The following is a 22,707-nucleotide window of genomic DNA, read 5'->3' on the forward strand; positions in this document are numbered from 1 at the left end:
AATGCGCCGCAATCGATACGGTCTGTCAGACAATTCCGCAAATTACCAAAGGTTCCAGACCCCGAGTCATGGGGGATTTGCCGTTATTTTGAGCGACCGTGTCTTCGCCAAGCCCGGAAGGAGACACCCATGGGACAGCGCACGCCCCTCTTTGACCTGCACCTCGCGCTTGGCGCGAAGCTGGTCGATTTTGGTGGTTGGGATATGCCGTTGCACTACGGTTCACAAGTCGAAGAACACCATCAGGTGCGCCGAGACTGTGGGATTTTCGATGTGTCGCACATGCACGTCCTTGATGTTTCAGGCAGCCAGGCCACGCCCTGGTTGCAACACCTGCTGGCCAATGACGTCGGCCGACTGCAACACACCGGGCGAGCGCTCTACAGCGCTATGCTCGACACCCAGGGCGGAATCGTCGACGACATGATCGTCTACCTGACCGAACAGGGTTACCGATTGGTGGTCAACGCGGCCACCGGCGCCAAGGATCTGGCCTGGATGAATGCCCATCTTTCCGGTTTCGACGTGCACCTGACTCACCGCTCCGAGCTGGCCATGCTGGCCATTCAGGGGCCGCATGCCCGGCAGAAGATTGCCGAGCTGGTAACTCAGGCCCGCGCTGAACTTATCCACACCCTGCGCCCGTTCGAAGGCCAGCAGGAAGGCGACTGGTTCATTGCCCGTACGGGCTACACCGGTGAGGACGGGCTGGAGATCATCCTGCCGGCCGAACAAGCCTGCAGTTTCTTCAACGACATGGTCGGTGCGGGCATTTCCCCAATCGGGCTGGGCGCGCGCGATACCTTGCGTCTGGAAGCCGGCATGAACCTGTACGGTCAGGAAATCGACGAGCAGGTGTCACCGCTGATCTCCAACATGGGCTGGACCGTGGCCTGGAAACCGGAAGACCGCGACTTCATCGGGCGCGCCGCCCTGGAAGCCGAACGCACCAAGGGGATTGCTTCCAAGCTTGTCGGGCTGGTGCTCGAAGAGCGGGGTGTTCTGCGCGCGCATCAGGTCGTCCGAATAGCGGAAGTTGGCGAAGGAGAGATCACCAGTGGTAGTTTCTCTCCTACGCTAAGCAAGTCGATTGCCTTGGCACGCGTTCCGATGGCGACTGCTGACCGTGCCGAGGTGGAAATCCGTGGCAAGTGGTACCCGGTTCGCGTGGTCCAGCCGACGTTCGTGCGCCACGGAAAGGCCCTGATTTAACAACTCCCTGGCGGGTTTCTCCGCTGACCTGATGATGTAGAGAGGATAAAAAATGAGCACTATTCCCGCCGAACTGCGTTTTGCCGAAAGCCATGAGTGGGCCAAGCAAGAGGGTGATCTGATCGTGGTCGGCATCTCCGATCATGCGCAGGAAGCGCTGGGCGATGTGGTGTTTGTCGAGCTACCGGAAATCGGCAAGGTGTTCGCTGCTGGCGATGCTGCCGGTGTCGTGGAGTCTGTAAAGGCCGCTTCCGACATTTATTCGCCGGTGGCTGGCGAAGTGGTTGAAGTCAACGAAAGCCTGGGCGACGGTCCGGAAGCGCTGAATGAAGCCCCTTACAGCTCGTGGATCTTCAAGGTCAAGCCAAGCAACGCCGACGCCGATTTGGCCAAGCTGCTGGATGCGGCCGCTTACAAGGCTGCGATCGGCGAGTAATCGCGTTGATCTAACACTGTAGGAGCGTGGCTTGTCCCGCGATCTGCCGGGCACCGGCAGCAAATTCGGTAAACGCGGTCTGCCTGACGCAGAGATTGCGTCTGATTTTGCTGCTGCTGCGCAGCAGATCGCGGGACAAGCCACGCTCCTACAACGATTGCATTGCTGACCACGCTCCTACAGCAACTGCATCGCACACGGCTAAAGACTTTCTCCACACAACCGCCAATCCCTTTCTAGACTCTAAAGCTCCGCCCATCGCGGCTTAGTCGTCCAGTAAAGAGAGAGGCCGTTATGTCCACGTCGCCATCCCTGAGCCAGTTGCACGACCCCAATGCCTTTCTGCGTCGCCACCTCGGCCCTGATGCTGCCGAGCAGCAGGCGATGCTCGAATCCCTCGGCCTGGCCAGCCGCGCCGAGCTGATCGAACAAACCGTCCCTCCCGCCATCCGGCTGAACCGAGCCCTGGACCTGCCCCCAGCACTGAGCGAAGAAGCCGCGTTGAGCAAGCTGAAGGGGTATGCCGGTCGCAATCAGGTGTGGACCAGTGTCATCGGCATGGGCTATCACGGCACGATCACGCCCAACGTTGTCCTGCGCAACGTGCTGGAAAATCCCGGCTGGTACACCGCCTACACGCCTTATCAACCCGAAATCGCCCAAGGTCGACTCGAAGCGCTGCTCAACTTTCAGCAGATGACCATCGACCTCACCGGCCTTGCCATGGCCAACGCCTCGCTGCTCGATGAGGCCACGGCGGCGGCCGAAGCCATGGCGCTGGCCAAGCGCATCGCCAAATCCAAAAGTAACGTCTTCTTCGTCGACGAAAACTGTCACCCGCAAACATTGTCGGTGGTGCGAACCCGCGCCGAGGGTTTTGGATTCGAGCTGATCGTGGGGCCTGTGGATAACCTCGCCAGCCATCAGGTGTTTGGGGCGCTGTTGCAATACCCCGACACCCATGGCGAGATTCGCGACCTGCGCCCGCTGATCGAGCATTTGCATGCACAACAGGCGCTGGCCTGTGTGGCGGCCGACTTGCTGAGCCTGCTCATGCTGACACCGCCGGGGGAAATGGGCGCCGATGTCGTGTTCGGCTCGTCTCAACGCTTCGGCGTACCCATGGGCTATGGCGGCCCGCACGCGGCTTATTTTGCGTGCCGTGAAGAGTTCAAGCGCGGTATCCCGGGCCGCATCATCGGCGTGTCCAAAGACGCACGCGGCAACGTCGCGTTGAGAATGGCGCTGCAAACCCGCGAACAACACATTCGTCGCGAGAAGGCCAATTCCAACATCTGCACCGCCCAGGTGCTGCTCGCCAATATCGCCAGTCTCTACGCGGTGTATCACGGGCCGGAAGGCCTCAAACGTATCGCCCAGCGCGTGCACCGGTTGACCACGATTCTGGCGACGGGCCTGGAGCGCAAAGGCATTCAGCGCGTCAATCGGCACTTTTTCGACACGCTGACGCTGGATGTCGGCGGCACGCAGACGGCGATTCTGGAAAGCGCCAGTGCTGCAAAGGTCAATCTGCGGATATTGGGCGACGGCAAGCTGGGGGTGAGCCTCGATGAAAGCTGCGATGAGCAGACCGTCGACACGCTGCTGGATATTTTCTGCGGTGCCGATCATGGCTTGAACGTCGCGGATCTTGATGCCGAAACGCTGGCATCGGGCATTCCTGAGGGCTTGGCGCGCAGCTCGCCTTATCTCACGCACCCGGTGTTCAACGCCCATCACAGCGAAACCGAGATGCTGCGTTATCTCAAGCAGCTGGAAAACAAGGATCTGGCGCTGAACCAGTCCATGATTCCGCTGGGCTCCTGCACCATGAAACTCAATGCCACCAGCGAGATGATCCCGATCACCTGGCCCGAGTTCGCCAACTTGCATCCCTTTGCGCCCGTCGAGCAGGCCAGGGGTTACAAGGCAATGATTGACGAGCTGGAGGCCTGGCTGTGCGCGATTACCGGGTTCGATGCGATTTGCATGCAGCCCAACTCCGGCGCTCAGGGCGAGTACGCAGGGTTGCTGGCGATCCACAAGTACCACGAGAGTCGCCAACAGGGGCAGCGAGATATCTGTTTGATTCCGTCATCGGCCCACGGCACCAACCCGGCCTCGGCGCAGATGGCCGGGATGCGTGTGGTGATCGTTGAGTGCGATGACGCGGGCAACGTCGACCTTGAGGATTTGAAAGCCAAGGCCCAGGCCGCTGGTGAGAACCTGTCATGTCTGATGGCGACCTATCCCTCGACCCATGGCGTGTACGAGGAAGGTATCCGGGACATCTGCGAAGTGATCCACGCGCACGGTGGTCAGGTGTACATGGATGGCGCCAACCTCAACGCGCAGGTCGGGCTGGCGCGTCCCGCCGACATCGGTGCAGACGTGTCCCACATGAACCTGCACAAGACGTTCTGTATTCCCCATGGCGGCGGCGGACCGGGCATGGGCCCAATTGGGGTGAGGGCGCACCTCGCGCCGTTTGTGGCCAATCATCCGGTGATCTCGCTGGAAGGTCCGAATGCCGAGAACACCGCTGTCAGCGCGGCCCCGTGGGGCAGTGCGAGCATCCTGCCGATCAGCTGGATGTACATCGCGATGATGGGGCCGCAACTGGCAGACGCCAGCGAGGTGGCGATTCTGTCGGCCAACTACCTGGCTCAGCAACTGACAGGCGCGTTTCCGGTGCTGTACACCGGACGCAACGACCGCGTCGCTCACGAGTGCATCATTGATCTGCGCCCGCTCAAGGCAGAAACCGGGATCAGCGAGGAGGACGTTGCGAAACGGTTGATGGATTACGGTTTCCACGCACCGACCATGTCATTCCCGGTACCCGGAACGTTGATGATCGAGCCTACCGAGAGCGAGCCCAAGGCGGAACTGGACCGCTTCATTGAAGCGATGCTGAGCATTCGAGGCGAGATCACTCAGGTTCATAACGGCACGTGGCCGGCAGAAGACAACCCGCTCAAGCGCGCGCCGCATACGTTGGCTGACATCACGGGTGTCTGGGACCGTCCCTACAGCATTGCCGAGGCCGTAACGCCGACGGCGCACACGCGTCAGCACAAATATTGGCCGACCGTGAACCGGGTCGACAACGTCTACGGCGATCGCAACCTGTTCTGCGCGTGCGTGCCGGTGGACGAGTACCGCTGACACAAAAATGCCGCTCCGAGGAGCGGCATTTTTTTGTGCAGCGTGATTACTGTTCGGCGACGAGGTTCTTGGCCAGAATCGCGTTGGCCAGGTCCATGTCCGAGGCGTTCAGGCCAGGGTTCTCCTTGCGGACCTGATCCATGGCTGCTTCCAGATAAGGGCCGCGAATCGCGCCGTTGCTGGCAACGAAGCTACCGGCATCATCCTGCGCTGCGACAATCAGCTTGTGGTGACGGAAGGTCAGGTAGGTAGAGCCTGTGGTTGCGCCGGACGAGATGATGTCTCGCAAGAAGCCGTCAGCCATTGCTGAACCGACCGGCAGGGAAAGCAGAGCTAACGTGGCTACAGCAAGTTTGAGACGCATGGCGGGTTACTCCGACTTTGGTTGTTCTGAAATGATTTGATACGCCCGCCCCCAATCTAGTTCCGTGAGAGGAGTGAAAACGGGCGGCTCCCGCCAGATCAGACGTTCCATGTTGACGAGCGCGAATCACGCCGCCTCAACTTTCAGGATCGCGCCCTCCTGAGCAATGACCCTTACCTGATTGCCCACCGGCGTATCGGGGCCGACCACCATCCAGACGCCATCGCCGACCTTGATCTTGCCGCGTCCTCCGACAATCGCGTCGTGCACCAGGAAGGTTCTGCCTATCAGCTCTGACCCGCGCATGTTCAGACCCGGTTGATCGGACTTGCGCAACACGCTGCGCTGGCGTCGCCACCAGTACAGAGCAGTCAGGACCGACAGCACCGCGAACAGCAGAAACTGCACCTCCCAGCTCATCGCCGGAATCACATACGTGAGGATGCCGACCCCTGCCGCTGCCACGCCAATCCACAGCAGATACCCGCCAGCCCCGAACACCTCCAGGATCAGCAGTACCGTGCCCAGCCCCAGCCAGTCCCAGAACGACAGGTTTTGCAGGTAATCCCACATGGCTCAGACCCGCTTGCCGGTGTCGGGCCGGTTCTTTTCGGGAGCCCCTTTGTCGAACGTGGCTTTGACGATCTCGCCAATGCCGCCAATGGCGCCGATCATCTGGCTCGCTTCCAGCGGCATGAGGATCACCTTGCTGTTGTTGGCCGAGGACAATTTGCCCAGCGCGTCGATGTACTTTTGCGCGACGAAGTAATTGATGGCCTGCACGTCACCTGCAGCAATCGCCTCGGACACGACTTGTGTGGCGCGCGCTTCCGCTTCGGCCTGACGTTCGCGGGCCTCGGACTCCAGAAAGGCGGCCTGACGCTCGCCTTCGGCTTCCAGGATCTGCGCCTGCTTTTTGCCTTCAGCGGTCAGAATCGCCGAAGCGCGCGAGCCTTCCGCCTCAAGGATCTGCGCACGTTTGATCCGCTCGGCTTTCATCTGCCCTGACATCGCCGCCATCAGGTCGGCCGGTGGACTGATGTCCTTGATTTCGATCCGGGTGATCTTGATGCCCCACGGCGCGGTCGCTTCATCGATGATGCGCAGCAGACGCTCGTTGATGCCGTCACGCTGGCTGAGCATGGCGTCCAGTTCCATGGAACCGAGTACGGTACGAATGTTGGTCTGCAGCAGATTGCGAATGGCGTGCTGCAGGTTGTTGACCTCGTACGCGGCCTGGGCGCAGTTCACGACTTGGTAGAAGCACACGGCGTCGATCTGTACGGTGGCGTTATCCGACGTGATGACTTCCTGCGGCGGAATGTCCAGAACGGTTTCCATCATGTTGATCTTGTGCCCGATGCGATCCATCACAGGCACGATGATGTTCAGGCCTGGCTTGAGGGTGTTGGTGTAGCGACCGAAGCGTTCGACGGTCCATTGATAACCCTGCGGCACGACTTTAAAACCCATGAACACGATGGCGATGGCCAGCGCGACGAACAGTAAAACCACACTACCGATTTGCATAACGTATCCCTGTTGGCTGCTGATGAATTAAAGATCCGGCAGAGAGTACGGTGATCGGAATCCGCTCTGCGACTTTTTCTGTATCAATTGAAGAATAGCTCGCGCATCAGATTGAAGATTGTGGTCTTCACGGCGGTGTCCAGCGAGGTCCAGACCAGACCGGTGACGGCACGAAAATCACCCAGGTTCAGCGGGCGCGAAACGACGTTGGGCGGCAGCGCGCGTCCTGCATGTTGAGGCAGCAGGCCGATGCCCAGACCCGCCGAAACCAGCGCAAGCATCGTCGTGAACTCACCGAGCTCGTCGGCAATGTCCAGTTTGCCACCGTGTTCGGAAATCGCGCGCAGGAGCCCGTCATGAAAGCCAGCAGCGTAACGCCGGGCGAGCACCAGCACGGGCTGTTGTGCCAGTTCCGTAACCTCGATGGTCGAATGCGCGGTGAGCGGGTGATCTGCCGGCAGCGCGACGATGATCGACTCGTGCAGCACGACCTGCGTTTGCACGCCGGAGTGCGGAGCGGGCAGGCGCATCAGGCCGAAGTCGAGTTGACCCTCCTTGAGGGCCTGCACCTGATCGGGCCCGGGCATGTCCTTGAGTTCCAGCCTGATGCCGGGGTAACGCTGATGGGCGTGTCGAATCAGCGTCGGCAGCAGCTCCGGCAACACCGAGGACACGAAGCCAAGACGGATTCGACCGGTTTCCCCGCGGCCCAGCCCCCGCGACACGTCGGCCGAACGTTGTGCCTGACGCAAGGTGGCACGGGCTTCTTCGAGAAACAGCCCGCCCACGTCGGTGAGCGTCACTGAGTGTCGGTTGCGATCGAGCAGACGAACACCCAGCCACTCCTCAAGTGCCTTGATCTGCATGCTCAGTGCGGGCTGCACAATGGCGAGCCGCTGTGCCGCACGACCGAAATGCAGCTCCTCGGCCACTGTGACAAAGGCTCGCAGGTGTTTGAGTTCCATGATCGGTTCCGCTGGTTATCAAAAAACATGATCAGTACATCACCAATCACCATTGGACGAGGGGCCTGGTGTGCGCTGAAGTGCAGCCATACAAGGATGATGAGCCCAGCAGGCCGTCATCACAATGCATGATCCGACGTCGGCCGCATAAGAGGAGAAAGACTAATGGCTGTTCTGGAAAGTTTTCGTCTCGACGAAAGAGTCGCGCTGGTCACAGGCTCCAGTGCCGGTATCGGGCTGGCGATTGCGCGAGGGTTGGCCGAGGCGGGCGCGACGGTTGTCCTTAATGGCCGAAACGCCGACACCCTGAACGCCGCAGCCGCCTCGTTGGCTGCGGACGGACATCACGTCCACACTCAATGCTTCGATGTCACGGACAGCGCAGCGGTCAGTGCTGCCGTTCAGGCAATCGAAAGCAGGGTCGGACCGCTGGATATTCTGGTCAACAATGCCGGTATCCAGCGACGCGGGCCATTGGCCGATTTCGCAGAAGCCGACTGGCACGAGTTGATGCGCACGAATCTGGACAGCGCTTTTTTCGTTGGCCAGGCAGTGGCGCGTTGCATGATTCCTCGTGGACGTGGGCGGATCATCAATATCTGTTCGGTGCAAAGTGAGTTGGGCCGGCCCGGCATTGCGCCGTACACCGCCAGCAAAGGCGCGCTGAAAATGCTGACCAAAGGCATGGCGATCGACTGGGGCCCGTATGGCCTTAACGTCAACGGTATCGGACCGGGTTACTTCAAGACCGAGCTGAACGCTGCGCTGGTGGCGAATCCTGAATTCAGCGACTGGCTGGTGCAGCGTACGCCGAGTCGTCGTTGGGGCGAGGTGTCTGAACTGAAAGGCGCGGCGGTGTTCCTCGCGTCCGACGCCGCCAGCTTCGTCAACGGCCATATCCTTTACGTCGATGGCGCCATCACAGCGTCGTTGTAATCCGGAGAATCTCATGCAAGCCATTGTCTGCCACGCCCCGAAAGACCTTCGTGTAGAAGCCGAGGAGCACGCTGCTGCGCTGACGTCCGGCCAGCTTCGCGTGCGCGTTGCCCGGGGCGGAATCTGCGGCTCGGATCTGCATTACTACCAGCACGGCGGTTTCGGTGCGGTGCGCCTGAAAGAGCCGATGGTGCTCGGCCATGAAATCTCGGCCGTTATCGAGGAAGTGGGCGATCCGCAAAGCGGGTTCAGTGTCGGCCAGCGCATTTCCGTCTCGCCTTCCCGGCCGTGTGGCGGCTGCACGTACTGCCACGAGGGCATGCCCAATCACTGCCTGAACATGCGATTCTACGGAAGTGCGATGCCATTTCCCCATATTCAGGGTGCGTTCCGGGAAACGCTGGTGATCGAGAGCAGCCAGGCGCATGTGCTGGCGCCGACGACAACCTTGGCTGAAGGGGCGCTCGCCGAGCCGTTGTCAGTGGGGCTGCACGCGATTCAGCGCGCGGGCGGTGTGTTCGGCAAGCGTGTCCTGGTGACCGGCTGCGGGCCGATTGGCAATTTGTTGATTGGCAGCCTGAAAGCAGCGGGGGCGTTGCAGATCGTTGCGGCGGACTTGAGTGACAGTGCGCTGGCGTGCGCCCGCCGGATGGGCGCCAGCGACACTCACAACCTCAAGCACGAGCCCGAAGCCCTGGCGCGTTATACCGCCAATAAAGGTCATTTCGATGTGATGTTCGAAGCCTCGGGCAGTGCCCAGGCGCTACGTGACGGTCTGACGTGCATGAGGCCGCGCGGCGTAGTGGTCACAGTCGGCTTGGGCGGTGATGTTTCGATCCCGCTGAATCTGGTGGTGGGCAAGGAAATCGACCTGCGCGGCACATTCCGCTTTCATCCCGAATTTGCACAAGCGGTGGACTTGCTCAATCGAAAAGTGATCGACGTAACGCCTGTCATCTCTCACACCATCCCGTTCCACGAAGCGGTGCAGGCCTTCGAGCTGGCGGGTGACAAGCAGCAGGCGATGAAAGTCGTGCTGGATTTCGGCGTGAAGGACTAAAGGGGGCGGCGCCCCCTCTATCCGTGTGGGAGGGTTTGGGAACCCTCTGTTCTTGTGGGAGACGTCGGAGGTTACGACGGCAGCGAAAGCGGTGGGTCAGTGACATCAACGTCGGCTGACACGCCGCATTCATCCGAACGCGGCATGCACCAAGCCGGACACACAGCTGATCGAGCGAGTGTGAGCTATCGCTGCTCGCTCTGCGGTGTCACGCGCAGCACTTCCTCGACTGTCGTCAACCCGGCCGCGACTTTCTGCGCGCCGGACAACCGCAAACTGCGCATCCCGTCCTTGAAGCCTTGTCGACGCAGTGCCGTGAGGTCCAGGTCCGCCGTGATCAGCGATTTCACGGCATCGGACATCAGCATGATCTCGTACACACCGGCGCGTCCGCGATAACCAGTGTCACGGCATTCCGCACACCCGACCGCGCGATGGGCGCCGCTCGGCACTGCGGCCTGCCATGGACGCGTCAGGGTTTGCCAATCCACCTCATCGATCTCCACCGGCGCCTTGCAGTGTGGACACAGTGTCCGCACCAGACGCTGTGCCATGACGCCAAGAATCGTCGCCTTCAGCAGGTAGTGCGGCACGCCGAGTTCCAGCAGACGACTGATCGCACTCGGCGCGTCGTTGGTGTGCAAGGTCGACAGCACCAAGTGACCGGTCAACGCGGCCTGGATCGCCATTTCTGCCGTTTCCAGGTCGCGAATCTCGCCGATCATGATGATGTCCGGGTCCTGCCGCATCAGGGCGCGCACACCGCTGGCAAAGGTCAGGTCGATATTGTGCTGCACCTGCATCTGGTTGAAGGACGGCTCGACCATCTCGATCGGGTCCTCGATGGTGCAGAGGTTGACCTCCGAGGTCGCCAGCTTCTTCAGCGTGGTGTACAGCGTGGTGGTCTTGCCGGAACCGGTCGGCCCGGTCACCAGGATGATGCCGTTGGGTTGATGCGTCATGCCTTCCCAGCGACGCAGATCGTCACCGGAGAAGCCCAACTGGTCGAAGTCTTTAAGCAGCACTTCAGGGTCGAAGATCCGCATCACCATCTTTTCGCCGAACGCTGTCGGCAACGTCGACAAACGCAACTCCACTTCGCCGCCATCCGGGGTCTTGGTCTTGACCCGCCCGTCCTGCGGCTTGCGCTTCTCAGCGACGTTCATTCGTCCCAGGCTCTTGAGGCGGCTGGTGACCGCCATCGTCACTTGAGGCGGAAATTGATAAACGGTGTGCAGCACCCCGTCGATGCGGAAGCGCACGGTGCCGGCCTCCCGCCGAGGCTCGATGTGAATGTCGCTGGCGCGCTGCTGATACGCATACTGGAACAACCAGTCGACGATGTTGACGATGTGCGCGTCGTTGGCATCGGGCTCCTGATCGCTGGCGCCGAGCTTGAGCAGTTGCTCGAAGTTGCCCAGGTTGCTCATTTTTTGATCGGTCGCGCTGGCGCCGCTGACCGACTTGGCCAGTCGGTAAAACTCCACCGCCAGCTTCTGCACATCGACCGGATTGGCAACCACGCGCTTGATCGGCATCTTCAGCACGTGCGTCAAGTCGGCTTCCCACGCGTTCACAAAAGGCTGGGCGCTGGCGATGGTCACGGCGTCCCGGTCCACGGCGACCGCAAGAATCTTGTGGCGTTGGGCAAAGGCATAGGACATCACTGGCGTGACGGCGGCCACGTTGATCTTCAACGGATCGATACGCATGTACGGCTGACCGGCCTGTTCGGCGAGCCACGCGGTGAGGGTTTCCAGATCGAGCTTTTTGCCGGGGCGTTTGAGATTGTCGAACTGCTGGGCGGAAATGAACTCAAGGGGGTGAATCTGCAGGTTTTGCGCGGTTCGGCGCAGGGTCAATGCGTATTCGGCATTGTCCTGATCGATGTATTCCTGCGTGACGAGATCACGCAGGACTTCATTCAGATCCAGCCAGCGGTCCTGGGATGATGAGGCGAGGACGGACATGCGGGCTCCTTCGGACGAGACGACTTACTTCGTGAGTAAGCAAGAGTAGTCCCAAGCGTGCCAGTTGTTGCGTCCTGCAGGTAGTGAAGCGTTGCCAATATTTTCGGCCACTCAACCGACAGCGAGTGAGACGGGCTCGGATAGGACGTGCAAATCGCCGATCGGTTCCAGATCCACTGAGCAAACATTGATCAAATTGCGCATTTTTTCACCAATGACCTGAGCGCGATGCCAGGTCATACCATCCACCTCGGCCTCGATCATCAACATGCCTTCCTGCTGTAACACTCTGACTTGCTGAGGAATCAGGTATTGCATGGCGAACAGGTTCAGCACGCGGCAAATCAGGTCAGGCTCGGCTTCGGCAAGGATCTGGAAGCGCGACCGGCAGTGCGCATTGCTGACAGACCAGGCGTCGGGACGAAGCGGGGCGGACGTTACTGATTCGAGATGAGGCATGCTGAACTCTCCTGTTTTCATCATCGGTCAGCGGGACCGAGGTGAGCTGTGTGAGTGAGAGAAAGTTTTACATGCCGAAAAAGAAATTTCTGACCCAAGATCGTCTGGTTTACGCTTGTTCAGACTTGTTAATGCGTAGCTTGGCGCTTGCGGAGATAACTTATGCAAATCGAGCTGGATGCCTATGATCGTAAGATACTGGCGCTTCTTCAGGAAGACGCCTCGCTGTCGAGCGCGCAGATCGCTGAAGAAGTCGGTCTGTCCCAATCGCCCTGCTGGCGAAGGATTCAGCGGTTGAAGGACGAAGGCGTGATTCGCCGGCAAGTGACCTTGCTGGATCGCAAGAAGATTGGCCTGAACACGCAGATCTTCGCTGAGGTGAAACTCAACGCCCATGGACGTTCCAACTTCACGGAGTTCACCGAAGCCATTCGCGGGTTTCCGGAGGTGCTGGAGTGTTATGTGCTGATGGGGTCGGTGGACTTTCTGCTGCGCATCGTGACGCCGGATATCGAAGCGTATGAGCGGTTTTTCTTCGAGAAGCTGTCGCTGGTGCCGGGGATTCAGGAAGTGAACTCGACCGTTGCGCTGTCGGAGATCAAATCGACGACGAGTTTGCCGATTGTGAAGTGATCGTTGCCCGGATCTTTTGCATGCGGCTGAAACAAGGCGTTATCCCTGTAGGAGCGCGCTTGCCCGCGATTGAGGGATGTCAGTCGCCATCTATGTGACCGATCCGCCGCCATCGCAAGCAAGCTCACTCCTATAGGGGTTTATGTCAGTCTACGATTCGGAATAACGGCAGATTCTGTGGGCGTGAGCTTGCTCACGAAGAGGCCGATCCAGACAAAGGAATGTGCTGTCTGGGCCGGCCCTTTCGCGAGCACGCTCGCTCCCACAGTGTGTGCTGCGTTGAGCTTAAAGCTTCAACAGCATCTTCCACGCCCGGCTTTGCAGCACGGTGATGGTTTGCTGCACGCGGGCTTCGAGGATTTCGTCGCTGATGTCCAGATGCGCCAGCTGCTCGAGCTTGTTCATTTCGCCGTACAAACGATCCAGTTCCGGCAGTTCCAGCGTGTGACGTGCGTGATGCAGCCAGACCTGGATTCGCTCGATGCGTGGCAGTTGCTCCGCCAGATCTTCGGGCTGTTGCTGGTAGCGCGCCAGGTTAAGCGCCGTTGCCTCGTCACCGAGGAAGCGCGGGACCCAGCTGCTGAGCATCGCGTTACCCTGACGATTGCCACGGTTGTTGCGCTCGGCGGTCCAGCTGCGCTCCATCAACCAGCGTGACGTGGTGAGCGAGAACAGGCCCCAGCGTGGGTCCTCGAGCTCTTCGATGAACTGTTCATGGGCCGCCGCGCGCACGTCAGCATCGTCCTGACCGGCTTGAACCAGCGTACGCCAGTCTTCCAGCAATGCGTCCAGCGCAGCACGCAGATCATGAGTGGTCGCACGCGGCGCCGCCTGACCCAGACTGCCGGTCAGTGCGCGCAACTCGGCGAGCACCTCGACCCATTCCTGCAACAGGCTCCAGTGACCATTGAAGCGGTACTGCTCGGCCAGGCGCTGGCTGCTGCCCAACAGGTACCAGGCCAGCGCGCTGTAGGCGTCGTCAACGCTGGTTTCGGCGTGCAGCTCAGGTAACGGCAACTTGACCGAGTAGCTGCCAGCGTCGAACAGGCGATAGCCACGCTCGGCCTTGCTGATATCACACGGCATCAACGCCAGTTTTTCGGCCAGTTCTGCAGCCAGTTCCAGCAACGCGGAAGGTTCGCCTTCGCGCAGCTCAAGCTCCAGCTCGCAGATTTCTTCCTTCTGCTTGCCGACGATGACGTTGCCCAAGTCCAGCGCCGCTTCGATCACGACCCTGGATTTACCGCGACCCCAGGCGATCTCGGCCTTTTCACGGACGAAATCGGTGGTGAACAGCGGTTTGATGGTTTTCTTGTCCAGATCCGCCAGTTGCTCGGGCCAGCAATCGCCATCGAGCTTCTTCAGGTCCAGCTTGGCCTTGGGCACATCCCAGTTGTATTCGTTACGCTCCGACAGACCGGCGACGCTCTGGCCGCGGGTCTTGAGGGTCTGGATGATCGCGTCGCCGTCACGGCGCAGACGCAGCGCAACCTTGGCGTGGGCAAGCTCGCGCTCGGGGGTGTCGAAGTACTGATTGAACAGCTCCAGACGCTCCCAGCCGCTTTTGTTGCGTTTTTTCAGCAACGGGTGCTCGCGCAGGGCAATGAGGGTTTCGCGGCTGACGCGGAGTTTGATTTCGGTTTCTTTCTGCATGGCCGGGAATCCAGGCGCTCTATCGCTGATAAACAGGGGTCGCAGCCGGAATCGACACAGCTGCGTGGGTCGTGCAGTGTACAGGACATCACCCGTGACAGTTTATTCCTGCTGTCCAATCACCCTATGATGACCGTCACGTCGCACTGCATTTCAGGAGTCGTCCATGCCGTTGCCGTCCATGAAAGAACAGTTTGCAGCCCTGATCGCCGCGCCTTCGGTGAGTTGTACGCAACCCTCGCTGGACCAGTCCAACCGCGCGGTCATCGATCTGCTCGCCGGTTGGCTCGGCGATCTGGGCTTTGCCTGCGACATCCAGCAAGTCAGTCCCGGCAAATTCAATCTGGTGGCGACCTATGGCACCGGCCCCGGCGGTCTGGTGCTGTCTGGCCACAGCGACACCGTTCCCTACGACGACGCCTTGTGGAAGACCGATCCGCTCAAGCTGACTGAAGTCGACGGCAGTTGGGTGGGGCTGGGCAGCTGCGACATGAAGGGTTTTTTCGCGCTGGCCATCGAGGCGCTGCAGCCCTTGCTGGACAAGCCGTTCAAGCAGCCGCTGATCATTCTGGCGACGTGCGATGAAGAAAGCTCGATGTCCGGCGCGAAGGCGTTGGCCGCTGCCGGCGGTGTGCTGGGGCGTGCTGCGGTCATCGGCGAGCCTACCGGCCTCAAGCCGATTCGTCTGCACAAAGGCGTGATGATGGAACGCATCGAGATTCTCGGGCGAAGCGGTCATTCGTCGGATCCGAGCTTGGGACACAGCGCGCTTGAGGCGATGTATGACGCGATCGGCGCGCTCAAGGGCCTGCGTCAGCAGTGGCAGGAGAAATACCGGAATCCGCAATTCAGCGTCCCGGCACCGACCATGAACTTCGGTTGCATTCATGGCGGCGATAACCCGAACCGGATCTGCGGGCAGTGTTCGCTGGAATTCGACCTGCGTCCGCTGCCAGGCATGGACCCGGAAATGCTCCGCGCGGCCATCCGGCAGAAGCTGCAGCCGCTCGCCGAACTGCACCAGGTGAAGATCGATTACGCGCCGCTGTTCTCGGAAGTCGCGCCATTCGAGCAAAGTGCCGATGCGGAACTGGTTCGCGTTGCCGAACGTCTGACAGGTCATACGGCCGAAGCAGTGGCATTTGGAACCGAAGCGCCTTATCTTCAGCGCCTCGGTTGCGAAACGATCGTGTTGGGCCCCGGCGACATCGCCTGTGCGCACCAGCCGGGCGAATATCTCGAAATGTCACGTTTGCAGCCTACAGTGCGTCTATTGCGTCAGTTGATCGAACATTACTGCCTGACTCCTGTGTGAGCAGGCCCTAGCCCAGAGGAGAGAACGCGTGTTGCGATGCCTGTTCCGACGATAAAGCTCATGCCGTTGTGAGTGCTTTCACCCTTCGTCCATCTTTTACAGGCTCTTTGGGATATGCCCGATTACGTCAATTGGCTCCGCCACGCGTCTCCCTACATCAATGCCCACCGGGATTGCACCTTCATCGTCATGCTTCCGGGCGACGGCGTTGAGCACCCGAATTTCGGCAACATCGTTCATGACCTGGTGTTGCTGCACAGCCTGGGCGTTCGCCTGGTGCTGGTTCACGGTTCCCGTCCGCAAATCGAAAGTCGCCTTGAGGCACGCGGCCTGACGCCGCATTTTCATCGCGACATGCGCGTGACTGACTTCGCGACCCTTGAGTGCGTGATCGACGCAGTGGGTGCGCTGCGCATCGCCATCGAAGCGCGTCTGTCGATGGACATGGCGGCGTCCCCGATGCAGGGTTCGCGGTTGCGTGTGACCGGCGGCAACTTTGTGACCGCGCGCCCGATTGGCGTGCTGGAGGGCGTGGACTATCAGCACACCGGCGAAGTCCGTCGGATCGACCGCAAAGGTATCAATCGCCTGCTCGACGAGCGTTCCATCGTTCTCCTGTCGCCGCTCGGTTATTCGCCAACGGGTGAAATCTTCAACCTCGCGTGCGAAGACGTCGCCACCCGCGCGGCCATCGACTTGGGCGCAGAGAAGCTGCTGCTGTTCGGCGCCGAGTCGGGCCTGCTCGACGAACAAGGCCGTCTGGTGCGTGAACTGCGTCCGCAGCAGGTTCCGGCGCACCTTCAGCGTCTGGGCAACAACTATCAGGCTGAACTGCTGGATGCCGCCGCACAGGCCTGCCGTGGCGGCGTGGCGCGCAGTCATATCGTGAGTTACGCCGAAGACGGCGCCTTGCTGTCGGAGTTGTTCACCCGCTCAGGCGGCGGCACGCTGGTCGCTCAGGAACAGTTCGAACTGGTTCGCGAGGCCTCGATTGGCGACGTCGGTGGTTTGATCGATCTGATCACGCCGCTGGAAGAGCAGGGCATTCTGGTGCGCCGTTCTCGTGAGGTGCTCGAGCGTGAGATCGAGCAGTTCAGCGTGGTTGAGCGCGAAGGGTTGATCATCGCGTGCGCTGCGCTGTATCCGATTGCTGATTCCGAAGCAGGTGAGCTGGCGTGTCTGGCGGTGAACCCTGAATACCGTCACGGTGGTCGCGGGGACGAGTTGCTGGAGCGCATCGAAGAACGGGCGCGGGCGCAGGGTTTGAAGACCCTGTTCGTGCTCACCACCCGTACCGCCCACTGGTTCCGCGAGCGTGGTTTCGAGCCGAGCAGCGTAGACCGCCTGCCCAGCGCCCGGGCGTCGCTGTACAACTACCAGCGTAATTCGAAGATCTTCGAGAAGGCTATCTGACGGCTTGTGCCGGGCCCAAGCTCGGCATCAGCAACACTGTGGGAGCTCGCTCCCACAGTGCTTATCGGCGTCGTGTCAGTTACTGATCGCCAGAATGCTCGCCTGATACGCGCCGACAAAAGTATCGAAATCCACAGGCTCTTCGCTTTGTTCCATTTCGGACTGCTGCGCCAGAGACTCGCGGGCTTTGGTTTCAAAGTCCGCCTGATCTTCGACGCTCAGTGGCCGGCTGCGGAAATACTCGGCGTGCGTGCGCGACTGACGCAGCGAAAACGCAGTGAAGCCTTCCTTATGCTCGGTCATGGCTGCCAGCACCTGCGCCGACGGCGTCAGGGAGGCGTCCGAAACTTTGGCGCGCTGCACGTCCAGTGACTTGGCGTGCTCGTCGATGCCCTGGCTCTGGTCCAGCAATCTGCTGATCGGCTCGATCTTGTCCAACAGCTCGTTGGCCCAGTCTTTTAGGTCGACGGTCGTGGTATTCCGGCTCAGTTGCAGGCCCGGACGACGGCCTTCTTTCACCACCGTCAGGAAGTTGCTGCTGGCATTGCCGCATTCGCAATCGGCCAGTTGGGGGCTTTCCTGCAGGGCGCAAAACAGGATGAAGGCGTCGATGAAGCGCGACTGCTGCAGATCGATGCCGACCGGCAGGAACGGGTTGATGTCCAGGCAGCGCACTTCAACGTACTGCACGCCACGGGCCATCAGGGCCTGAATCGGACGCTCACCGGAATAGGTGACGCGTTTCGGACGAATCGTCGAGTAGTACTCGTTCTCGATCTGCAGCACGTTGGTGTTGAGCTGAATCCACTCGCCATCCTTGTGCGTGCCGATTTCGACGTAAGGCGCGTAAGGCGTCGCCACGGCTTTGCGCAGGCTGTCGGTGTAGGTCAGCAAGTCGTTGTAGCACGGCGTCAGGTCGGCCTGGGCATTGCTCTGGTAACCCAGATCGCTCATGCGCAGACTGGTGGCGTACGGCAGATACAGCGTGTCGGCGTCGAACTGCTCCAGTTGGTGCGAGCGGCCGCGCAGGAAGCTGGCGTCCAGTGCCGGCGAGGCGCCGAACAGGTACATCAACAGCCAGCTGTAACGACGGAAATTACGGATCAGGCCGATGTAACTTTCGGACTGGAAATCACGGTCACTGCCTTCGAAGGCTTCGGTCTGCTTGAGCACCGGCCAGATGGCTTCGGGAAGCGAGAAATTGTAGTGAATTCCGGCAATGCATTGCATTGTCTTGCCATAGCGCAAGGCAAGGCCCTGGCGGTAGACATACTTGAGCTTGCCGATGTTCGAGGTGCCGTAATACGCGATCGGAATATCTTCTTCAGCCGGCAGTGGACACGGCATCGAAGGGCTCCAGATGTACTCGCCGCCCAGCTTGCTGTAGGCGAAACGATGGATCTTCTCCAGACTTTCCAGCGTATCGGCCGGGTTGGTCAGCGCTGGCGTGATGAACTCCAGCAGCGACTCGGAATAGTCGGTGGTGATCTGTTCGTTGGTCAGCGCGGAGCCCAGGGCTTCCGGATGCGGAGTCTGGGCCAGACGGCCCTCGCCAGTCACGCGCAGGCATTCACGCTCGATACCGTGCAGGCACTTCTCCAGAAGGGAGAGGTGAGAGTGCTCGCCAAGCAAAGCCAGGCGGCGGTTGAGAAGTTCGCTCAAGTTGGATTCCTTCACGCGTCAGTCGGCCCTATATGGGGGCGATATGGCGGTCTACAAGGGTGAAGAAAGGAACTGGCGTTTTCGCCTCGTTTTTGGCCCGAACGCCGATGCCCGTCGCTGATCATTCCTAAAAGGCGATCAGAAAATTTCGACACTGCTACAAAGTGTCGAAATTAACTCATATCGCTATCCGACAGCTAGACGATCGCGAACGTGCCCTGCGCTTTCGCGACGAGCTTGTCGTCCTGGCGCACTTCGGCTTCCACGACCAGCGTACGCCGGCCCGCGTGCAACACCGTGCCGATGCACGTGACTTCGCCATCCGGGACGCCGCGCACGTAGTTGATCTTGCACTCCACGGTCACGCTTTGCTTGTCGAAGCCGTGGGAGCTGGAACAGGCCAGCCCCATGGCGATGTCGACGAGACTGAACAACGCGCCACCGTGCATGACATTGCCGCGATTGCGCAGATGAGGCTCCAGGGCCAGTGTGACCTCGGCCACACCGTCGCCGAGCCTTACCAGCTTGCAGCCCAGGGTCTTGAAGTAAGCGCTTTCGGTCAGGCCTTCCGGAATGTCCATCAGCGTTTCTTCAGTTGCTTGGCGTTGGCGAACAGCGACGCCATGGCGTTGTTGGCCGGGGCGGCTGTTGCGGTTTCCTTGCGTGGCGCGCTGCTCTGCTGCTGACGCGGTGCCGCGCCTGGACGCGCTCCACGTGCACCGTCGATCTTCTCGCCGGGCGTATCGCTCATGCGCATCGACAGGCCAACGCGTTTGCGCGGGATATCGACTTCCATGACCTTGACCTTGACCACGTCACCAGCCTTCACCGCCTCACGCGGATCTTTGATGAATTTCTCCGAAAGTGCGGAGATATGCACCAAACCGTCCTGATGCACACCGATGTCCACGAACGCGCCAAAGTTGGTCACGTTGGTCACCACGCCTTCGAGGATCATCCCCAGTTGCAGGTCCTTCAGGTCTTCGACGCCGTCCTGGAATTCAGCTGTCTTGAATTCGGGGCGTGGGTCGCGGCCTGGCTTTTCCAGTTCCTGAAGAATGTCGGTCACGGTTGGCAGGCCGAAGGTTTCGTCGGTGAATTTCTTCGGGTCCAGGCGCTTGAGGAAGCTGGCATCGCCGATCAGCGAACGGATGTCGCGGTCGGTTTCAGCGGCGATGCGCTGCACCAGCGGATACGCCTCAGGGTGAACGGCGGACGAATCCAGCGGGTTGTCGCCGTTCATGACCCGCAGGAAGCCGGCAGCTTGTTCAAAGGTTTTCTCACCCAGACGCGCTACTTTCTTCAGCGCAGCGCGGGTCTTGAACGCGCCGTTCTCGTCACGGTGCGTGACAATGTTCTGTGCCAGCGTGGTGTTCAGACCGGAAATACGCGCGAGCAGCGCCACCGATGCCGTGTTTACGTCGACGCCCACGGCGTTCACGCAGTCTTCGACCACCGCGTCCAGGCCACGGGCCAGCTTGAGCTGAGACACGTCGTGCTGGTATTGGCCGACACCGATGGATTTCGGGTCGATCTTCACCAGTTCAGCCAATGGATCCTGCAGGCGGCGAGCGATAGACACGGCGCCACGGATCGACACGTCCAGGTCCGGGAATTCCTTGGCTGCGAGTTCCGACGCGGAGTACACCGACGCACCTGCTTCGGACACCATGACCTTGGTCATTTTCAGGCCCGGGTATTTTTTGATCAGGTCGGCGGCCAGCTTGTCGGTCTCGCGGCTGGCGGTACCGTTGCCGATTGCGATCAGGTCAACCGAGTGCTTGGCGCACAGGGCCGCGAGCACGGCAATGGTCTGATCCCACTGGTTTTTCGGTACGTGCGGGTAAACCGTGGCGTAATCCAGCAGCTTGCCGGTCGTATCGACCACCGCGACCTTACAGCCGGTGCGCAGACCGGGGTCCAGGCCCAAGGTGGCGCGTGGGCCAGCGGGTGCAGCGAGCAGCAGGTCATGCAGGTTGTGAGCGAACACGTTGATCGCTTCAGTTTCTGCGCCGTCCCGAAGTTCGCCCAGCAAGTCGGTTTCCAAGTGCGAGTAAAGCTTGACCTTCCAGGTCCAGCGCACGACTTCCGCCAGCCATTTGTCGGCCGGGCGATTCTGGTTCTGCAGACCAAAACGCTCGCTGATCATCATTTCGCACGGATGCAGCGTGCCAGGCAGTTCTTCACCGACTTTCAGTGCCGAGCTCAGAATGCCTTCGTTGCGGCCGCGGAAGATCGCCAGCGCGCGGTGCGACGGCATGCTTTTCAGCGGCTCGTCATGCTCGAAATAGTCGCGGAACTTGGCGCCTTCTTCTTCCTTGCCAGCCACGACGCGGGCACTGATCACGGCTTCCTGCTTGAGGAAGCTGCGCAGTTTTTCCAGCAGCGTGGCGTCTTCGGCGAAGCGTTCCATGAGGATGTACTTCGCGCCTTCGAGTACGGCCTTGACGTCGGCGAAGCCTTTTTCGGCATCGACGAAACGGGCAGCTTCGGTCTCGGGATTCCGGGTCGGGTCGTTGAACAGGCCGTCCGCCAGCTCGCCCAGACCCGCTTCCAGCGCGATCTGGCCCTTCGTGCGACGCTTCTGTTTATAAGGCAGGTACAAGTCTTCGAGGCGGGTCTTGGTGTCGGCGAGCTTGATGTCCCGCGCCAGTTCCGGGGTCAGCTTGCCTTGCTCTTCGATGCTGGCAAGGATGCTGATGCGACGCTCGTCGAGCTCGCGCAGATAGCGCAGGCGCTCTTCCAGATGACGCAGTTGCGTGTCATCGAGGCTGCCAGTCACTTCTTTACGGTAGCGAGCGATGAAGGGCACCGTTGAGCCTTCATCCAGTAGCGCGACGGCCGCTTCGACCTGTTGCGGGCGGACACCGAGTTCCTCGGCGATGCGGCTGTTGATACTGTCCATAAAACCACCTGGCAAATGTGTGTGCAAAAAATCAGCTGCTGGCGAACCGCCGCAAGCGCGTGTTGCCTGACCTTGAGGGCGGCGCATTATACCCAGTGAGCCCCGATTAGGGGATCGCCCTGTCAGTTGCCGGAAATCCTGCCGCCGGCGTGACGTCGTGCGGGGCGCAAACGGGCAGGGGAGAGCGCCAGTGGCGGCTCAGGAAAAATCTGCTAACAATGCACACGGTGCGCATCACAGCAGCTACGCCATAATGCGCGCCGAGATCAAAGGAGCTTCCAATGAGCAGCACTGCACAAACGGCTGAAGGCGAGAAAATCCTCATCGTTGACGATGACCCGGGTCTGAGCAGCCTGTTAGAACGCTTTTTCACCAGCAAAGGCTATCGTGCCCGTGCTGTGGCCAACGTTGAGCAAATGGACCGGCTGTTGGCTCGCGAAGTCTTCCACCTCGTGGTGCTGGATCTGATGCTGCCAGGCGAAGACGGCCTGTCCGCTTGCCGCAGACTGCGCGCCGCCAACAATCAGGTTCCGATCATCATGCTGACCGCCAAGGGCGATGAGCTGAGCCGTATCAAGGGCCTGGAGCTGGGTGCGGACGATTATCTCGCCAAACCTTTCAACCCCGACGAGCTGATGGCGCGTGTCAAAGCGGTGCTGCGTCGCCAGACAGTACCGGTTCCCGGTGCGCCCGCCAGTGAAGACGAAACCGTCACCTTTGGTGATTACGAACTGTCGCTGGCGACCCGTGAGCTCAAGCGCGGCGATGAAGTGCACATGCTCACCACAGGCGAGTTCGCGGTGCTGAAGGCACTGGTCATGCACGCCCGTGAGCCGCTGACGCGCGACAAGCTGATGAATCTGGCGCGCGGTCGTGAGTGGGACGCTCTGGAGCGCTCCATCGACGTCCAGATATCCCGTTTGCGTCGGCTGATCGAAGTGGATGCTGCCAAGCCGCGTTACATCCAGACAGTCTGGGGCGTGGGCTACGTGTTTGTTCCGGACGGCGCCAACAAGCAGTAACAGC

20 protein-coding genes are annotated in these 22,707 nt (G+C 60.4%); 10 read left to right on the forward strand and 10 right to left on the reverse strand.

What is annotated here, in order from left to right; genetic code table 11:
- Positions 1-129 precede the first annotated feature (129 nt).
- The 4 genes from gcvT (at position 130) to gcvP (ending at position 4,816) form a co-directional block, all read left to right on the forward strand.
- Positions 130-1,212 carry a glycine cleavage system aminomethyltransferase GcvT gene (gene gcvT, locus ABDX87_RS14970; RefSeq protein WP_346828585.1) on the forward strand — a complete coding sequence of 361 codons (1,083 nt, stop codon included), beginning with the start codon at positions 130-132 and terminating at the stop codon, positions 1,210-1,212.
- Between the two features lie 52 nt (positions 1,213-1,264).
- The gene (gene gcvH, locus ABDX87_RS14975; protein WP_346828586.1) at positions 1,265-1,648 is read left to right on the forward strand and encodes a glycine cleavage system protein GcvH; all 384 of its coding nucleotides are present in this window, start codon (positions 1,265-1,267) and stop codon (positions 1,646-1,648) included.
- A gap of 31 nt (positions 1,649-1,679) precedes the next feature.
- On the forward strand, positions 1,680-1,817 hold the full coding sequence (locus tag ABDX87_RS14980; RefSeq protein WP_346828587.1) for a hypothetical protein: 138 nt from the start codon (positions 1,680-1,682) through the stop codon (positions 1,815-1,817).
- A 125-nt stretch (positions 1,818-1,942) separates the two neighbouring features.
- On the forward strand, positions 1,943-4,816 hold the full coding sequence (gene gcvP / locus ABDX87_RS14985; RefSeq protein ID WP_346828588.1) for an aminomethyl-transferring glycine dehydrogenase: 2,874 nt from the start codon (positions 1,943-1,945) through the stop codon (positions 4,814-4,816).
- A 46-nt stretch (positions 4,817-4,862) separates the two neighbouring features.
- Here gcvP and ABDX87_RS14990 read toward each other — a convergent pair whose 3' ends face one another.
- From ABDX87_RS14990 to ABDX87_RS15005, 4 genes are all read right to left on the reverse strand, one after another.
- A complete protein-coding gene (locus ABDX87_RS14990) occupies positions 4,863-5,180 on the reverse strand; it encodes a DUF2388 domain-containing protein (protein ID WP_346828589.1) in 318 nt (105 codons plus the stop codon).
- 126 nt (positions 5,181-5,306) lie between these two features.
- A complete protein-coding gene (locus ABDX87_RS14995; RefSeq protein ID WP_346828590.1) occupies positions 5,307-5,753 on the reverse strand; it encodes an NfeD family protein in 447 nt (148 codons plus the stop codon).
- A 3-nt stretch (positions 5,754-5,756) separates the two neighbouring features.
- Positions 5,757-6,710 carry an SPFH domain-containing protein gene (locus ABDX87_RS15000; RefSeq protein ID WP_346828591.1) on the reverse strand — a complete coding sequence of 318 codons (954 nt, stop codon included), beginning with the start codon at positions 6,708-6,710 and terminating at the stop codon, positions 5,757-5,759.
- Between the two features lie 83 nt (positions 6,711-6,793).
- Complete coding sequence (locus ABDX87_RS15005; RefSeq protein WP_346828592.1) at positions 6,794-7,675, reverse strand: LysR substrate-binding domain-containing protein; 882 nt, start codon at positions 7,673-7,675, stop codon at positions 6,794-6,796.
- Positions 7,676-7,840: 165 nt separating this feature from the next.
- Here ABDX87_RS15005 and ABDX87_RS15010 point away from each other — a divergent pair, with 165 nt between their 5' ends.
- Both ABDX87_RS15010 and ABDX87_RS15015 read left to right on the forward strand, forming a co-directional pair.
- On the forward strand, positions 7,841-8,611 hold the full coding sequence (locus ABDX87_RS15010) for a glucose 1-dehydrogenase (RefSeq protein WP_346828593.1): 771 nt from the start codon (positions 7,841-7,843) through the stop codon (positions 8,609-8,611).
- A 13-nt stretch (positions 8,612-8,624) separates the two neighbouring features.
- The gene (locus ABDX87_RS15015; RefSeq protein WP_346828594.1) at positions 8,625-9,671 is read left to right on the forward strand and encodes an L-idonate 5-dehydrogenase; all 1,047 of its coding nucleotides are present in this window, start codon (positions 8,625-8,627) and stop codon (positions 9,669-9,671) included.
- 185 nt (positions 9,672-9,856) lie between these two features.
- On the opposite strand, the gene ABDX87_RS15020 is transcribed toward ABDX87_RS15015, so the two are convergent.
- Together ABDX87_RS15020 and ABDX87_RS15025 are read right to left on the reverse strand one after the other, a co-directional pair.
- Entirely contained in the window at positions 9,857-11,641 is a 1,785-nt protein-coding gene (locus tag ABDX87_RS15020) for a GspE/PulE family protein (protein WP_346828595.1), read from the reverse strand.
- A 111-nt stretch (positions 11,642-11,752) separates the two neighbouring features.
- Entirely contained in the window at positions 11,753-12,100 is a 348-nt protein-coding gene (locus ABDX87_RS15025; RefSeq protein ID WP_346828596.1) for a hypothetical protein, read from the reverse strand.
- A 162-nt stretch (positions 12,101-12,262) separates the two neighbouring features.
- Here ABDX87_RS15025 and ABDX87_RS15030 point away from each other — a divergent pair, with 162 nt between their 5' ends.
- The gene (locus ABDX87_RS15030) at positions 12,263-12,733 is read left to right on the forward strand and encodes an Lrp/AsnC family transcriptional regulator (RefSeq protein WP_074757906.1); all 471 of its coding nucleotides are present in this window, start codon (positions 12,263-12,265) and stop codon (positions 12,731-12,733) included.
- 285 nt (positions 12,734-13,018) lie between these two features.
- On the opposite strand, the gene ABDX87_RS15035 is transcribed toward ABDX87_RS15030, so the two are convergent.
- Positions 13,019-14,386 (reverse strand): inorganic triphosphatase, encoded by a 1,368-nt coding sequence (locus ABDX87_RS15035; RefSeq protein ID WP_346828597.1) that lies wholly within the window; start codon positions 14,384-14,386, stop codon positions 13,019-13,021.
- Positions 14,387-14,552: 166 nt separating this feature from the next.
- On the opposite strand from ABDX87_RS15035, the gene argE reads away from it, so the two are divergent.
- Together argE and argA are read left to right on the forward strand one after the other, a co-directional pair.
- Positions 14,553-15,701, forward strand: coding sequence for an acetylornithine deacetylase (gene argE, locus ABDX87_RS15040; protein ID WP_346828598.1), 1,149 nt, complete (start codon positions 14,553-14,555; stop codon positions 15,699-15,701).
- A 114-nt stretch (positions 15,702-15,815) separates the two neighbouring features.
- Positions 15,816-17,114 carry an amino-acid N-acetyltransferase gene (argA, locus tag ABDX87_RS15045; RefSeq protein WP_346828599.1) on the forward strand — a complete coding sequence of 433 codons (1,299 nt, stop codon included), beginning with the start codon at positions 15,816-15,818 and terminating at the stop codon, positions 17,112-17,114.
- 75 nt (positions 17,115-17,189) lie between these two features.
- On the opposite strand, the gene gshA is transcribed toward argA, so the two are convergent.
- The 3 genes from gshA to ABDX87_RS15060 all read right to left on the reverse strand — a co-directional run bounded on the left by gshA (position 17,190) and on the right by ABDX87_RS15060 (position 21,681).
- Positions 17,190-18,776 carry a glutamate--cysteine ligase gene (gene gshA / locus ABDX87_RS15050; RefSeq protein ID WP_346828600.1) on the reverse strand — a complete coding sequence of 529 codons (1,587 nt, stop codon included), beginning with the start codon at positions 18,774-18,776 and terminating at the stop codon, positions 17,190-17,192.
- Between the two features lie 197 nt (positions 18,777-18,973).
- The gene (locus ABDX87_RS15055; protein WP_346828601.1) at positions 18,974-19,357 is read right to left on the reverse strand and encodes a PaaI family thioesterase; all 384 of its coding nucleotides are present in this window, start codon (positions 19,355-19,357) and stop codon (positions 18,974-18,976) included.
- The gene (locus tag ABDX87_RS15060) at positions 19,357-21,681 is read right to left on the reverse strand and encodes a Tex family protein (RefSeq protein ID WP_346828602.1); all 2,325 of its coding nucleotides are present in this window, start codon (positions 21,679-21,681) and stop codon (positions 19,357-19,359) included. Before ABDX87_RS15060 ends, ABDX87_RS15055 begins: the two co-directional genes overlap by 1 nt.
- A 281-nt stretch (positions 21,682-21,962) precedes the next feature.
- Between ABDX87_RS15060 and ompR the strand changes: the two genes are divergently transcribed.
- Positions 21,963-22,703 carry an osmolarity response regulator transcription factor OmpR gene (gene ompR, locus ABDX87_RS15065; protein ID WP_346828603.1) on the forward strand — a complete coding sequence of 247 codons (741 nt, stop codon included), beginning with the start codon at positions 21,963-21,965 and terminating at the stop codon, positions 22,701-22,703.
- Positions 22,704-22,707: the final 4 nt, after the last annotated feature.

Source organism: Pseudomonas abietaniphila (genome assembly GCF_039697315.1).
Taxonomy (GTDB): Bacteria; Pseudomonadota; Gammaproteobacteria; order Pseudomonadales; family Pseudomonadaceae; genus Aquipseudomonas; species Aquipseudomonas abietaniphila_B.